Genomic DNA, 14,114 nt, shown 5'->3' on the forward strand with positions numbered 1-14,114 from the left:
ACCGGGTCACCGCGCATGCTCTACCGTCTGCTGAGCGAGCGACGTCGAGCGGAAGGACCCCCATGAGCCCCCTGAACGGCACCGGCCCGAGCGCCGAGGAGCTGACCGAGCGGGTGCACGCCCTGCTCGCCTCCCCCAGGCCCTGGTCGGTCACCCAGGTCGGCGACCCGGTGCTGCGCCGGACCGCCGAGCCGTACGACGGCCAGCTCTCCGACGCCCTCCTGCGCGAGCTGCTCGACGCGATGTTCCGGCACCTGCCGGGCGTGGGGGTGGGCCTGGCCGCGCCGCAGGTCGGCATCCCGCTGGCGCTGGCGGTCATCGAGGACCCGGCCGAGCTGCCGCCCGACCTGGCCGCCGAGCGCGAACGCGTTCCGCAGCCGCCCCTGGAGCTGGTCAACCCCGTCGTGACGCCCCTCGGCCCCGGCTTCCGGGCGTTCTACGAGGGGTGTCTCAGCGTGGAGGGGCTGACCGCCGTCGTGCCCAGGCACGCGCGGGTGCGGCTGTCGGCCCTCGACGGGGACGGCCGCCCGTACGAGAAGGAGCTGTCCGGCTGGCCGGCCCGCATCGCGCAGCACGAGACCGACCACCTGAACGGCGCGATCTACCTGGACCGCGCCGACCTCCGCTCGTTGTCGACCACCGCCAACCACGAACGGCTCCTGGCCCCCCGCCCCTGACGCCGCCAGGTCACAGGCTGCCGGTCACACGCTGCCGGTCACACGCTGCGGATCACCGAGACCACGATCCCCAGCACCACGGCCCGGTCGCCGTCGATGACGTCGTAGCGGGGGTTGCGCGGTTCGAGCAGGACGTGGCCGTCGCGCCGCCGGTAGACCTTCACGGTGGCCTCGCCGTCGATCATGGCGGCGACGATCTGCCCCGAGTGCGCCTCGGGCTGCTGCCGCACCACCACGATGTCGCCGTCGCAGATGGCCGCCTCGACCATCGAGTCGCCGCGCACCCGCAGGCCGAACACGGTGCCGCGGCCGGTGAGGTCGCGGGGCAGGGTCAGGGTGTCGTCGAGGTGCTCGTCGGCGAGGATGGGCACGCCCGCGGCGATGTCGCCGACCACGGGGACGCTCACCAGCTCGGCGGGCGGCTCGGCCGACGGCGGCCGCAGGAACAGGCGCACGTCGATCGGGCGGGTCATCGTCGCGCCGCGGCTGAGGAAGCCCTGTTCCTCCAGGCTTCTCAGGTGTTTCGAGACCGACGAGGGCGAGCGCAGCCCGACCGCCTGGGCCAGCTCGCGGGTGCTCGGCGGGTATCCGTGTCTGACCACCCAGTCGCGGATCGTGGCCAGGATCCGCTGCTGTCGTTGCGGCAGGGCCGAGACGTTCAGGTGCTCGAACGTGTCATGGTCGTCGTAGGTGGTCACAGAGGAATGCTAGAGGCCGGCCGGCCGGAGCGGTGGCGGCCTCCGGCGGAACGGGCGATCCCGGCCGCGAGGGCGCAGGCCGCCGTGCCCGCCAGGACGAACAGCCCGGTGTCGCCGGCCAGGTACTCGGCCACCACCACGGGCTGGTCGGTGATGACGGCGTGCTCCAGCAGCAGGGCGAACGTCGCGTTGTGCGCGAAGTGGGCCAGCACGGCCGGCCACACGCTGCCGGACATGACCCGCAGGTACCCGAAGAGGAACGAGAACGCGATCACCGACCCGCCGAACAGCGGCAGCACGACGGCCCGCGCCCCCTCGGCGTGGTAGTACGGCGTGAACAGGATGTACGGCAGATGCCAGGCGATCCACACCACCCCGGCGACCAGCATGGACGTGCGCTCCCCCAGCCAGGCGAGCCGGGGCTGCAGGTAGCCCCGCCAGCCGATCTCCTCGGCGAAGGCCAGGATCGGCCCGGTGACGAGCACGGCCGCCACCGACTGCGCCCAGTCGCCCCGCGGCGCGGTGAACCGTCCGAACCCCAGGACGACCGCGCCCGCCGTGGCCAGCAGGCACACCCCGGCGGTGGCGGCGACGGCGGCCGGCCAGGCGCGCAGCCCGGCCCCGCCCAGGCCGAGGCGGCGCAGCCCGTCCCTGGAGAACCCCTCCCGGGTGACGACGAACAGCAGCACCAGCACGGTGAGCAGCGGCGACAGGGCCAGGACGAGCCCTTCAGCGACGCGTGCGGTGCCCGCCGAGACGGCGAGCACAAGGACGATGTAGACGATCGACGTGACGCGGTCGTCGAGCTGTCGGAACACGGGCGGACCTTCCTCCGGGGGCGGGCCCCGCCAAGTGTTCAGGAGCCTGCTCCCGCCGCCCATCGGCCGAAGATCCGAATCGCCGCCCCGCCTCTGCCACCCGGGGACTACGACCACCGGCTGAGGGCCGGTAATCGCGTTGCGCCCGCGCCGGGGCGCGTGTCAGGGTCGTGGCTTCCTGGCAGGCAGTGATGACGGCGCTGGTGGTGCGGTATGAGGTATGCGGGGCTCGCGCTCGCGTTCGGGTCCTCGTCGTGTTTCGCGTTCTCGGGGCCGATGGCCAAGTACCTCGTCGCGGCCGGGCTGACGCCGATCGAGGCCGTGTGGGCGCGCATGGCGGCGGCCGGGCTCCTGCTGCTGGGCGTGCTGGCCGTGGTCCGGCCCGCGGCGTTGCGCATCCCGCGGGCCAGGTGGCCGTTCTTCGCGCTGTACGCGGTCGTGGCGGTGGCCGGGGTGCAGTCGCTGTACTTCGCGGCGATCACCCGTCTGCCCGTGGGGGTCGCCCTGCTGCTGGTCTACATGGCCCCGGTCATGGTGGCGGCCTGGGTGCGGCTGGTCCGGAAGGTCCGGCTGCCCCGGGCGGCCTACGCCGGGGCGCTCGTCGCCCTGGCCGGCCTCGGGATCGTCGCCGAGGTCTGGCACGACCTGCGGCTGGACGCGCTCGGCCTGGCCCTCGGCCTGCTGGCCGCGGCCTGCTCCGCCGGATACTTCCTGATGAACGACAGCTTCGGGGACGACGTCGACCCGCTCGGGCTGGTCGCCTGGGGCATGGCGGGCGCGGCCGTGGCGCTGGTCCCGGTCGCCCGCCCGTGGGCGCTGCGGTGGGAGGCGTTCACGGCGTCCGCCACTCCCGCGCCCGGCGCCCTGACGCTGCCCGTGCCGGTGGCCTTCGCGTGGATGGTGGTGGTCGCCAGCGTGGTGGCCTACATCCTCGGGGTGAACGCGGTGCGGCGGTTGTCGGCCGCCGTGGGCGCCACGGTGGCGTCGCTGGAGGTCATCGGCGGCGCGCTGGCGGCCTGGGGGGTGCTCGGCGAGGGCCTGGGCGGGCTGCAGATCGCGGGCGGCGTGATCGTGCTGTCCGGCGCGCTCCTCGCCCAGACCGCGACCCGCCGCACACGACCATCCCAAGCGACGGGGCTGGACGGCGACAAAGAGGTGACCTCGGGAGCAATGAAGTGCTGACACTACTGTAAGTAGTTAATTCACTACGACGGGTATTTACAAGGGGAAGCAACGACTGTCCCATCCCCGTCCCGAGGAAGGAGGTGGAGCTTTGCGTGTCCTGATCCAGCTCCGCCCCGCCCGTGAAACCGTCGAAGCCGTCCTCGACCCCGGCGTCACCGCCACGGTCGCCGACGTGGCAGGAGAGCTGCCGGGAATCGTCCTGGACCAGGCGTTCGCCCCGGTGCCCCTGCCGCGCGCGCTGCCCGCCCCGCCCTCGGGCGGCCTGCTGTCGTCGCTCAACCGGCCGCTGGGCTTCTCCCTGTCGGCCGAGCACGCCAGCGTGCTCGTGCGCGGCGAGCTCTCCGACGACGACGTGCCGTCCAGGCTGGCGTTGTTGTCGTCGTCCGTACGCGAAGTCGTCGGCGTGTTCGCCGACCCGTCCATCCATCCCAACCTGACCTGCGCCGACACCGGCCCGGTCGGCGACTGGCACGACGTCGAACGGCTGCTGCACGCCTCCGACCTGCGCGCGGCCGGCTACGACGGCCACGGCGTCAACCTGGCGGTGGTGGACGGCGGCGTCAACGCCGACCACGTGAGCACCAAGCTCGGCCGCCAGGTCACCCTGGACGCCGGGCACAGCTGGGCCCCGCCCGGCGTCACGCCCACGCCGGGGCGCTACCCGGTGGAGCACGGCAGCCTGTGCGCCTTCAACACCCAGCTCGCCGCCCCGCGCTCGACGCTGCTCGACATCGCCGTCCTGCAGAGCAGGAAGGGCACGGTCGAGGGCATGCTGTCCGACGCCGTGGCCGCCTACACCCACCTGCGCGGGCTCCTGGAGGCCATGCCGGCCGAGTCCCGCTCGCTGGTCGTCAGCAACAGCTGGGGCCTGTACAACCCGGAGCAGGACTTCCCGCCCGGCCACCCCGGCAACTACTCCGACAACCCGATGCACCCGTTCAACGTCATGATCTCCAGCCTGGAGCACGCCGGGGCCGACATCGTGTTCGCGGCGGGCAACTGCGGGCGCGACTGCCCGGCGGCGAGCTGCGGGTTCACCGACATCGTGGGCGGCAACGGCCATCCGAAGGTGGTCACGGTGGCCGGGGTCGACACCCACGGGGAGCGCGTCGGCTACTCCTCGCAGGGGCCGGCCCGGCTGGGCGACCACAAGCCCGACCTGGCCGCCTACACCCACTACGCCGGCTCCGAGGCCGGCGGCCCCGGCACGCCCGACACCGGCACCTCCACCTCCTGCCCCGTGGTGGCCGGCGTCATCGCCGCCCTGCGCACCCGCCACCCGTCCACCAAGTTGTCGCCCGCGCAGCTTCGCACGCTGCTCAACCGCACCGCCGAGGACCGCAGCACGGTCGGCTTCGACCACGACTACGGGTACGGCATCGTCAACCCCGCAGGCGTCCTGGCCGCGCTCCGCTCGCACCGCACCCGGGCCGCCTGAACCGCGACGGCGCCGCGCACCCGTGGGTACGCGGCGCCGCCGTCCGCCGGGGAGGGCCGGTGGACGAAGGGTCAGCCGTGGTTCCAGACCGAGGAGATCCGGTCGTTCCACCCGCTGGGGACGAGGTTCGGAATGTCGGAGAAGGGCGGCACGATCAGCGAGCTGCCGCCGAAGTTGATGTGCTCGTAGTAGCGGACCGTGCAGTTCGTGCCGCCCATGGAGCTGATGACGTCGTTCCAGTCGTGCAGGTGCAGCGGGCCGTGGTGGACGTCGGTCAGGTCGTTGTACGCCTGGCGGGCCGGGCACCAGAACCAGTCGCCGGCGTACTCGACGTGCTCGAACATCTGCACCTCGCCCCGCGTGGCCGGACGCGGGTCGCGCAGCAGCGCCGCGGCCCACAGCGCGCCGTTGACCGCGGTGTCGTCGGTGACCGCCGTCAGGCGCTCGGGGTGGTAGAGGTAGGTCAGCGGGCGGCCGTCGAACCGGGTCAGGTCCGCCGGGTCGTGCTCGACGCCGTCCACGACCACCGCCATGGCGGGCGCGGGGTGGGTGACGGGTGCGTTGGCGAGCGCCGTGGTGGGCGCGGTGGCGGCCCGGGGCCGGGCCAGCGCCCTGGCGGGGTCCGCCGGCACGGGCTTGGCCGAGCGCGGCGCCCTGACCGCCTTGGCGACGAGCTGCTCCAGCGTGGTGATGTCGTGGTCGTGCAGGAGGGCCAGCACGTCGGCCTCCTCCAGGCCCCCGACGTGGTCGGAGAAGTCCAGGAAGCGCTCGACCTGGCGGCGGGCGGGGGTTGAGATCTGGGTCACGGGTGCCTCCCCTTGGTAGTGCTGCGTACTCCCTCATGGTCGGGCGGGGCGACGGCGCGGGCAGCCCCCCAGTGTTGGGGATGGCGGTCAGGCGGTGAAGGCGGCCATGAGCTCGTCCCGGCCGCCGGCGCCGGTCTTGCGGAAGATCGCTTTGAGGTGGTCGTGCACGGTGTGCCCGGACAGATCGAGCAGCCGGGCGATCTGCTTCGGCGCGGCCCCGGCGCACAACAGGTCGAGGACGCCGCGTTCGCGCGGGGTGAGGGCGTACCAGTCGCAGAACGAGGGCAGCAGCAGGACGCCGGTCGCCGCCTGGATCACCACGGCCACCTCGCCCGTGCCGTCCTCGTCCAGGGTCTGGCCCTCGACGGCGAGCCAGCGGCCGTACCGGGCCGCCGGGGCGCAGATGATCGGCCGGCCGGCGTCCGTGCCGCGCGCGTGCTCGGCGGCGTCGGCGGCCAGGGCGGTGACGAACGTGTCGGCCAGCCAGGCGTGCGCGCCGTGCCGGTCGGGGCGGCGCAGCCGGTCGAGCCACGCGTGGGCCTGCGGCGTCACGGCGCGGACGCCGCGGTCGGGGCCGACGACGATCACCCCGGCGGGCAGGGCGGGCGCGGTGGGGGCGAGCGGGGCGGCGGTGACGTACCTGCGCAGCGCGGTCATCAGGGCCGGGGCGAGCAGCGTCGCCCTGCGCCGGTCGTCCTCGGTGAACGGCACGGCGTCGCAGGCGCGGACCAGCCCGAGCAGGCCCCACACGCCGCCGCGCCCGTCACGCAGCAGCAGCCGCAGCTCGCAGGAGGCGCCGCAGGCCGCGAACGCCCGCCGCGCCCCCTCCTCGGCACCGGCCACCGCGACCGGCACCCGCAGCCGGGCCAGCGACGCGGGCCGGCACGGGTCGCCGTGAGCGCGGCGGTGGGCGAGCAGGGAGACGGCCAGCTCGCGTTCGTAGCGGTGCCAGAAGCTGAACGAGCCCTGCCCGAGCCCGGTCGCCGGGCTGGTGCCGACCAGCCTCAGCGCGTCGTGCGGCAGCAGCGGGGCGATGGCGGCGGACACGGCGGCGCCGACGTGCTCGGCCGCGACGCCCCGGTCCATCAGGGTGCGCACCTCGTGGACCACGCGGTCCTGGCATGAGCTCACGCGGCCAGGTCAGCACGCCGCGACCCCGCCCGGCAAGCGCAGGGTAGTCATTAGGCTACGTCAGGTCACATTCAGCCGCCGCAGCTCGTCCTCGGTCAGTTCCAGGGCCGTCGCCTCCGCCGACGCCCGCACCGACTCCGGCCGGGTGGCGCCCGGGATGGGGACGACGTGCTCGGAGTGGGCCAGGTGCCAGGCCAGGCAGACCTGCTGCGGGGTGCGGCCGCGTTCCTCGGCCACCTCGTGGAAGGGGGTGCGGGGCGGGGCGGCGCCGGGGCCGTCCAGGGCGCTGCGGGCGATGCCGCCGAGGGGGCTCCACGGCAGGAAGGCGATGCCGAGGCGGTCGCACAGCCGCAGCTCGGGCAGGCTGTCGCGGTGTTGAGGGCTGTAGCGGTTCTGCACCGAGACCAGGGAGTCGCCGAGGACGGCCCTGGCCTCGTGGATCTGCTCGCAGGTCACGTTGGAGACGCCGGCCGCGCGGATGAGGCCCGCGTCGAGGAGGTCGCGCAGCGCGCCCACCGACTCCGCCCACGGGACGTCCGGGTCGGGCTTGTGCAGCTGGTAGAGGCCGATCGCCTCGACGCGCAGGCGGCGCAGGGAGCCCTCGCAGGCGGCCCTGAGGCGGTCGGGACGGCCGTCGACCGTCCAGGAGCCGTCGCCGGGACGGCCGCGCCCGCCCTTCGTGGCGACCAGCACGCCGGAGGCGTCGCCGGACCAGGTGGCCAGGGCCTCGGCGACGAGCTCCTCGTTGTGGCCGCGCTCGCCGGCGTGCCAGTGGTAGGAGTCGGCCGTGTCGATCAGGGTGAGGCCGGCGTCGAGGGCGGCGTGCACGGTGGCGATCGCGCGGGCGCGGTCCGGACGGCCCTCGATGGACAGCGGCATGGCGCCCAGGCCGACGGCGCCGACCTCGGCGGTTCCGATGCGACGGGTGATCATGGTCGGTCAGCCTTCCGGGAGGAGGTCGGCGACGGCTCGCGGCAGCCAGGCCGCGACGTCGGTGAACGTGAAGCCGAGCGCGGCGGCCCGGCCGGCGTCGACGGCGTAGGAGCGGTCGAAGGAGAACGGCGAGGCGGGCTCGCCGCCGGTCACCACGCGGTGGACGGGCGGCGGCGAGCCGGTCGCGGCGGCGACGGCCGCGCACAGGCCGGTGACGGTCAGCGTGTCGCGGGAGGCGGCGTTGAGCGCGCCGGTGACGTCGGTGCCCGTCGCCGTCCAGTGCAGGAACGCGGCGATCTCCGCGTGGTGGACGAACGACGTGGGGGCCGGGTCGCGGTGCACGGCGACCGGCAGCCCGGCGCGTACGCGGTCCACGTAGTGGCGCAGCCGTCCGGTGAAGTCGGCGTCCCCGCCGCCGAGCACGTGGGCGCTGCGCACGGCGAGGAACGGGAAGGCCGGGTCCCGGGCGAACACGGCCTCGGCCTGGCGTTTGCCCTCGGCGTACGCGGCCGCCTCGCCGAGCAGCCGGGACAGGGCCTCCGGCGATCCCCACGGCAGGCCGCGGTCCACCGGCCAGGACGCGGCCTCGACCGTCTCCTCGCGGACCGGGGCCGCGGCCGGGGGCAGCAGGGACGGCGAGGTGGCCGGGTCGTAGACCTCCATGGTGGAGGTCATCACGTAGCGGGCGGTGCGGCCGGCGAAGACCCGGCGGGCGACGTCGGCGTGCGAGGGCGTGTAGCAGACCTGGTCCACGACGGCGTCGAAGGCCCGGCCGCCCAGGGCGCGGGCGAGGGCCGCCGCGTCCGCCCGGTCGGCGACGACGTGCTCGGCCCCGGGCGGCGGCGCGGCCGAGCCCCGGTTGACCACGGTCACGCGGTCCCCGCCGGCCAGCAGCAGGCGGATCAGGCGGCGGCCGAAGTAGCGGTTGCCGCCGATGACGCAGATGTGTCGCATGCGGCCAAGACTGGCCCGGACGGCGTCAGCAGTGGTAGTGGTGACTTACTGGCCTCGTGTTAAGGAGAACTGTTGATCGACGCCCACCGGCTCAGGGTGCTGCGGGAGGTGGCCGCGCACGGCAGCTTCAACCGGGCGGCGGCCGCGATGCTGCTCACGCCGTCCGCCGTCTCGCAGCAGATCGCCGCGCTGGAACGGCAGCTCGGCACCCCGGTCGTCACCCGCAGCACCCGCGGCGTGGCTTTCACCGAGCCGGGCCGGCTGCTGGTGGAGACGGCCGAGACGATCGCGGCCGAGCTGCGGCACGCCCGGGAGCGGATCGACGAGCTGGCCTCGGGGCGCCGGCGGCTGACCGTGGCCACCTTCACCAGCGGCGGCCGCGCGCTGCTGCCCGGCGTGCTGGCGCGGTTCGTCGCCGCCCATCCCGAGGTCGCGACGAACGTGGTCGAGCGGGAGCCGGAGGACAGCCTGCCGCTGGTCCGGCGCGGCGAGGCCGACCTGGCGATCGCCTACCACTTCGACGGGCCGCTGCCGGTGCTGCCCGGCGACCGCACGGGGCTGGCCTGGACGCCGCTGGCCGAGGACCCGCTGTCGGTGGCGCTGCCGGCCGCCCATCCGCTGGCCGGCCGGGCGTCGCTGGACCTGACCGAGCTGGCCGAGCAGCCGTGGGTGATCGGCTGCTCCAAGACCGAGGCGTTCCTGCGCGGGTACGCCGCGGCGGCCGGGTTCGAGCTGCGGGTCAGCGGCTCCACCACCGACTACCACCTGGCGCAGGCGCTCACGGCGGCCGGGCTGGGCGTCAGCCTGGTGCCGTCCATCTGCCTGGCGCGCGACACGCCCGGCCTGGCCGTCGTGCCGCTGAACCCGCCGCGCCCGGCCCGCTACCTCGGGATCGCCACCGCCCCGCGGCGCGACCACCCGCTGGTGCCGACGCTGGTCGAGTGGCTGCGCGAGGAGGCCGCGACACTGGGACGGCAGCGGACCGATCCTGTCCGCCGGTGATGTCACAGTGTCCCCGGGAACCTCTTCCCGCACCGAACGGAGTGATTCATATGAGCCGCCATGTCCAGATCACCTTCGACGCCCACGACCCGAAGGCGCTGTCGACGTTCTGGCGTGACGCTCTGGGCTACGTCCACCCCGGCCCGCCCGGGGTCGAGCTGCCGCAGGGCGCCGACCCGCTGGCCGCCTGGAACGACTTCCTGGCCGGGATGGGCGTCCCCGAGGAGGAACGCGACACACGGTCGGCCATCGAGGACCCCGACGGCCGGGGCCCCCGGGTGTTCTTCCAGCGGGTGCCGGAAGGCAAGACCGCCAAGAACCGCGTGCACCTCGACGTCCGGGCGGCTCCCGGGCTGCGCGGCGAGGAGCGCATGGCGGCGCTGGAGGCCGAGTGCGAGCGGCTGGTCGGGCTGGGCGCGACGCGGGTGCGGCGGCACGAGCCCGAGCCGCCGTTCGGCGCCGGCCACATCGTGCTGACCGACCCCGAGGGCAACGAGTTCTGCCTCGACTGACCGTCCAGGACGCCCAGCTGCGGGATCAGTCCTCGGCACACTTGCAGGGCACGATGACCAGCGTGCCCGCTTCGATGTGGGTCACCTTCTTCGAGCCGAGGCAGAAGCGGCCGCAGAACGTGCAGGAAAGGAACAGCTCGCCGAGCTGCACGCCGCGGCGGCCCTGGCATTCAGGGCAGGTGATCGGATCCGTCACTTACGGCCGGTCCCGCTGCGGGACTTGCACGACACCCATGTGGACTGCTTCTTCGAGTCGCCGTTCCGGTCGATCCACTCCCCGCCGGCACCCATGCGGATGCCGCACACCGGACGCTCTTCCTGCTCGTCGTCGTACGCCATACTGCGGACGGTAGCCGAGCATGCGCAGGCTGTCTGTCGCCTGACGGATCTGGTTGCGCTCACCTCGGTCACGCGCGGGGGAAGGCAGAAGGTGAGTGCTGCGAGAATGGCCGTATGGCCAAGCTGACCGGAGCGCAGATCGCACAGGAGGGGCCGGCGGGGTGGGCGTACCTGCTCGGCAGCCTGCACACCCGACTCCACACCGGCACGTTCGCGGCCGGGCTCGCACTCGTCGCCGCCATCGGGGCGGTGGCCGAGGAGATGGACCACCATCCCGACCTCGACCTGCGCTACACCCATGTCGACGTCCGGCTGTCCAGTCACGACGCGGGCGGCGTCACCGAGCGCGACCTGCGGCTGGCGCGCGCGGTCACGACGCTCGCCGCCGACGCCGGGGTGCGCCTCGACCCGGCGTCCGTCTCCGTGCTCGAACTCGGCCTCGACACCCCCGCGCGGGACACGGTCCGGCCCTTCTGGGCGGCGGTGCTGGCGGTGCCCGCCGACGACCGGGGCGAGCTGCAGGACCCGGCCGGCGCGCTGCCGGGCGTGTGGTTCCAGCCGTCCGGCGACGAGGAGCCCCGCCAGCGCTGGCATCTCGACGTGTGGGTGGAGCCCGCGCAGGTCCAGCCCCGGATCGACGCGGCGCTGGCGGCGGGCGGGCGGCTGGTGCACACCGACGGGGCGCCGCGGTTCTGGGTGCTGGCCGACCCCGAGGGCAACCACGTCTGCCTGTGCACCTGGCAGGAGCGCGACTGAGCCGCGGCGGCGGTCAGCGGGGCCAGTCGGGCAGCCCGGCTCGTGGTCAGCGGGGCCCGTCGGGTAGCCCGGCCCGTGCCTGGGCGAGCAGTTCGCGGGTGCGCGGCAGGCCGGCCAGGCGGGCGGCCAGCGCGTCCAGCGTGACGGCCAGCACCCGGGCCGGCACGCCGCGCGCCGTCAGCACGTGCGCCATCCAGCTGACGAAGGACGTGAACAGGCCGGGGTCGTCGACGTAGGCGGCGGCCTTGAGGTAGTCGACGACGTAGGCGACGTCCTCGGCGGTGTGGCCGGTGGGCTCCTCGCCCGCGGTGACGGGCACGTGCTCGTCCAGCTCGTGCATGACGCCCCTGACCAGCTCGGGGGCCCGGTCGGTGAGCGCCGTGTACTCGGGGCCGGCCAGGTGCGGCGGCCGTCCGGGGCTCAGCCCGGTCGCGGCCCGGCGCGGCGGCGGCCCGGCGTCGAGCAGGTCGGCGGCGGCCCGCGCGTCGGGCGCCCAGGCGTCGGCCCCCAGCAGACGGGCGTAGCGGCCGTCGGGCCCGAAGGCGGCGCCGCCGACGAGCACGGGCGCGCCCGCCGCCTGGCAGGCGCTGATGGCCGCGTGCGCGGCGGGCAGCCGGGTGGCGATCGACCCGGACAGCGCGACCGCGGCCGGGGCGGTCCTGTGCACGTGCACGACCAGGTGCGCGGTCGGTACGTGCGCGCCCAGGTAGTCCACCTGCCAGCCGCGCAGCCGGAGCACCTCGGCCAGCAGCCGGGCCGGGAAGGTGTGCCACTCGCCGTCCACGCACGCCACGCTCACCCGCCCCCTGGCCGGGCCGGTGCGGTGGCCGCGCGCGCCCGGCTCGTGGGCCAGCACGGCCAGCACCCGCTCGTGGACGGCGGTCGCCGTGTGCTCCTGGGCGACGGTGAGCCGGTTGGCCGCCCAGTCCAGGCCCACGCGGGCCTGCGCGACGGCGACGACGTCCAGGAGCATGGTCTCCAGGGGCACGCCGGCGTCGAGACCGGCCCGCGCGGCGTCGATCGCGGCGTACTCGTCGCCGGACGTCGCCGCCGTCCGCAGCGCCTCGACGCAGTGCTCGATCTCGTCCCCCAGGCCGGAAGCGCTCACGCCGGAAGACCTCCGTCCGGGGCGTCGGAGGCGTCGGGGGCGTCGGGGGCGTCGCGCGGCGCGCCGATGGCGACGATGGCGATGTCGTCGCGCTCCCGCTCGCCCGCCCACTGGGAGGCGAGCATCTGGACGCGTTCGGCCAGCGCGGCGGCCGGCATGCCGGCGCACTGCCGCAGCTCCTCGCGCAGCCGGTCGTCGCCGAACATCTCGTCGCCCAGCGGGCCGCCCCTGGCCTCGATGACGCCGTCGCTGTAGAGCAGGCACGTCTCGCCGGGAGCCAGGAGCACCGTCTCGGTGACGCTGGTGATCTGGTCGAGCAGGCCGATCAGGGTGCCGCGGGTGCGGGCGTCCTCCACCCGGCCGTCGTTGCGGACGATCATCGGCGGCGGATGGCCGGCGCTGGTCAGCCGCAGCTCCAGCCGGTGGCCGCGGCGCTCGACCCCGGCCAGCACCAGCGTGACGTAACGCGGGCTGGGCCCGGCGAGCAGCACCTCGTTGAGCCGTTCCAGCACGCGCTGGTGGTCGTCGGCCAGCGGCAGCAGGGCGCGCAGCGTGTTGCGGATCTTGCCGGTCAGCACGGCGGCCTCCAGCCCCTTGCCGGAGACGTCGCCGAGCACCACCAGCGCCGCCCCGCCCGATCCGGCGACCGGGTGCACGTCGTAGAAGTCCCCGCCGACCAGCGCGCCATGGCCCGCCGCCCGGTAGCGGGCCGCCACGTCGGCGACGTCGAGGTACGGCGTCATCGGCGGCAGCAGGTCGGCCATCAGTGTCTCGGCGATGGCCCCCTGCTCGGCGTACACGCGGGCGATGGAGATCGCGGTGCCGGCCCGGGCCACGAACAGCCGGGCGAACGCCTCCTCGGCCGCGGTGAAGCCGGTCGAGGAGCGCAGCAGGATCAGCGCGCCCGCGGGCAGGCCGTAGCCGGGCAGCGAGATCACCGCCACGGAACGCGTGTCGTCCCGCCCCTCGCCCAGCACCCAGCCGGGCGCCTGCCCGGGGTCCACCCAGCGGGCGGGGACCGGCGGGAAGGCCCGCAGCGCCTCGGCCAGCCCCGGCATGGAGCGCGGGTCGATGTCCAGGTTCCGGCGCACGGCCGCGCCGCCGGCCTCGTGGTAGGCGACCTCGTACCGGCGCGGGCCGAACGGCACGACGACCCGGGCGGCGTGGGCGAGGTGCGTCACGGCCAGGCGGGCGACCGCCTCCAGGCAGCGGTCGAGGTTGAGCGAGGACAGCAGCTCGGTGGCCGCCGCCACCATGGACGCGGCCGAGTCCCGCTCGCCCCGCAGCACCTCCATGGCCCGCTCCGACGCGGTGACGTCGACCAGCCACCAGGTGACGCGGTCGCGCCCGGCGCGCACGGGATGGGCCTCGAACACCCGCTCCCCGACCGGCCCCCGGACGGGCTCCGGCCTGCTCCCGGCGTCGGGCGAGGCGGCCAGGCGGGCGCACAGGTCGTGGTGGGCGCGGGCCAGCCAGTCCGGCGCGATCCGCGTCGCGTCGCCCAGCAGCGACCGGGCGGCGGCGTTGGCCCGCTCGACGGCGCCCGAGGCGTCGGCGACCAGCATCGGGTACGGCGTGTCCTCCCCCAGCATGCCGATCGCGCCCCGTTCGTGAACACCTACGAGATTTTCACTCTACTGACGTGACCTGCACGGCTTTCCCGACGCCGAATCGTCTTTGTCGCATTTTTAGCCGCGTTACCTTCGGCGCACGCTCCCGGCCCCCGTCTGCGGACGCGTGTGCCGGAGCGGTGGCCG

At 74.8% G+C, this 14,114-nt stretch carries 16 protein-coding genes; 6 read left to right on the top strand and 10 right to left on the bottom strand.

Annotated elements, in window-relative coordinates; genetic code table 11:
* Positions 1-62: 62 nt before the first annotated feature.
* Positions 63-677: a peptide deformylase gene (locus tag AB0C33_RS28905; protein WP_358293453.1), complete on the top strand. Its 615-nt coding sequence runs from the start codon at positions 63-65 to the stop codon at positions 675-677.
* Between the two features lie 38 nt (positions 678-715).
* Here AB0C33_RS28905 and lexA read toward each other — a convergent pair whose 3' ends face one another.
* Together lexA and AB0C33_RS28915 are read right to left on the bottom strand one after the other, a co-directional pair.
* Complete coding sequence (lexA, locus tag AB0C33_RS28910) at positions 716-1,375, bottom strand: transcriptional repressor LexA (RefSeq protein ID WP_358293454.1); 660 nt, start codon at positions 1,373-1,375, stop codon at positions 716-718.
* A complete protein-coding gene (locus tag AB0C33_RS28915) occupies positions 1,372-2,193 on the bottom strand; it encodes a CPBP family intramembrane glutamic endopeptidase (RefSeq protein WP_358293455.1) in 822 nt (273 codons plus the stop codon). The genes lexA and AB0C33_RS28915 overlap by 4 nt, the downstream gene beginning before the upstream one ends.
* Before the next feature lie 213 nt (positions 2,194-2,406).
* Here AB0C33_RS28915 and AB0C33_RS28920 point away from each other — a divergent pair, with 213 nt between their 5' ends.
* Positions 2,407-3,375 carry an EamA family transporter gene (locus AB0C33_RS28920; protein ID WP_358293457.1) on the top strand — a complete coding sequence of 323 codons (969 nt, stop codon included), beginning with the start codon at positions 2,407-2,409 and terminating at the stop codon, positions 3,373-3,375.
* 91 nt (positions 3,376-3,466) lie between these two features.
* Complete coding sequence (locus tag AB0C33_RS28925) at positions 3,467-4,816, top strand: S8 family serine peptidase (RefSeq protein WP_358293459.1); 1,350 nt, start codon at positions 3,467-3,469, stop codon at positions 4,814-4,816.
* 71 nt (positions 4,817-4,887) lie between these two features.
* Here AB0C33_RS28925 and AB0C33_RS28930 read toward each other — a convergent pair whose 3' ends face one another.
* The 4 genes from AB0C33_RS28930 to AB0C33_RS28945 all read right to left on the bottom strand — a co-directional run bounded on the left by AB0C33_RS28930 (position 4,888) and on the right by AB0C33_RS28945 (position 8,640).
* The gene (locus AB0C33_RS28930; protein ID WP_358293460.1) at positions 4,888-5,622 is read right to left on the bottom strand and encodes a hypothetical protein; all 735 of its coding nucleotides are present in this window, start codon (positions 5,620-5,622) and stop codon (positions 4,888-4,890) included.
* Positions 5,623-5,709: 87 nt separating this feature from the next.
* Positions 5,710-6,753 (bottom strand): helix-turn-helix transcriptional regulator, encoded by a 1,044-nt coding sequence (locus tag AB0C33_RS28935; protein ID WP_358293462.1) that lies wholly within the window; start codon positions 6,751-6,753, stop codon positions 5,710-5,712.
* 60 nt (positions 6,754-6,813) lie between these two features.
* Positions 6,814-7,686 carry an aldo/keto reductase gene (locus AB0C33_RS28940; RefSeq protein WP_358293463.1) on the bottom strand — a complete coding sequence of 291 codons (873 nt, stop codon included), beginning with the start codon at positions 7,684-7,686 and terminating at the stop codon, positions 6,814-6,816.
* 6 nt (positions 7,687-7,692) lie between these two features.
* The gene (locus tag AB0C33_RS28945) at positions 7,693-8,640 is read right to left on the bottom strand and encodes an NAD-dependent epimerase/dehydratase family protein (protein WP_358293465.1); all 948 of its coding nucleotides are present in this window, start codon (positions 8,638-8,640) and stop codon (positions 7,693-7,695) included.
* 72 nt (positions 8,641-8,712) lie between these two features.
* Between AB0C33_RS28945 and AB0C33_RS28950 the strand changes: the two genes are divergently transcribed.
* Positions 8,713-9,642: a LysR family transcriptional regulator gene (locus tag AB0C33_RS28950; protein ID WP_358293467.1), complete on the top strand. Its 930-nt coding sequence runs from the start codon at positions 8,713-8,715 to the stop codon at positions 9,640-9,642.
* A gap of 50 nt (positions 9,643-9,692) precedes the next feature.
* Complete coding sequence (locus AB0C33_RS28955) at positions 9,693-10,154, top strand: VOC family protein (protein WP_358293468.1); 462 nt, start codon at positions 9,693-9,695, stop codon at positions 10,152-10,154.
* 25 nt (positions 10,155-10,179) lie between these two features.
* Here AB0C33_RS28955 and AB0C33_RS28960 read toward each other — a convergent pair whose 3' ends face one another.
* On the bottom strand, positions 10,180-10,350 hold the full coding sequence (locus tag AB0C33_RS28960; RefSeq protein WP_358293470.1) for a hypothetical protein: 171 nt from the start codon (positions 10,348-10,350) through the stop codon (positions 10,180-10,182).
* Entirely contained in the window at positions 10,347-10,493 is a 147-nt protein-coding gene (locus tag AB0C33_RS28965; protein WP_358293471.1) for a hypothetical protein, read from the bottom strand. The genes AB0C33_RS28960 and AB0C33_RS28965 overlap by 4 nt, the downstream gene beginning before the upstream one ends.
* Positions 10,494-10,607: 114 nt before the next feature.
* Between AB0C33_RS28965 and AB0C33_RS28970 the strand changes: the two genes are divergently transcribed.
* Positions 10,608-11,249 (top strand): 4a-hydroxytetrahydrobiopterin dehydratase, encoded by a 642-nt coding sequence (locus AB0C33_RS28970; RefSeq protein WP_358293473.1) that lies wholly within the window; start codon positions 10,608-10,610, stop codon positions 11,247-11,249.
* A gap of 46 nt (positions 11,250-11,295) precedes the next feature.
* Here the strand turns inward: AB0C33_RS28970 and AB0C33_RS28975 are convergent, their stop codons facing one another.
* Positions 11,296-12,357 (bottom strand): cobalamin-dependent protein, encoded by a 1,062-nt coding sequence (locus AB0C33_RS28975; RefSeq protein WP_358293475.1) that lies wholly within the window; start codon positions 12,355-12,357, stop codon positions 11,296-11,298.
* Positions 12,354-13,949, bottom strand: coding sequence for a PP2C family protein-serine/threonine phosphatase (locus AB0C33_RS28980; RefSeq protein WP_358293477.1), 1,596 nt, complete (start codon positions 13,947-13,949; stop codon positions 12,354-12,356). The genes AB0C33_RS28975 and AB0C33_RS28980 overlap by 4 nt, the downstream gene beginning before the upstream one ends.
* Between the last annotated feature and the right edge of the window lie 165 nt (positions 13,950-14,114).

The sequence above is a fragment of the Nonomuraea sp. NPDC048881 genome (assembly GCF_040649795.1).
Classification (GTDB): Bacteria; Actinomycetota; Actinomycetes; order Streptosporangiales; family Streptosporangiaceae; genus Nonomuraea.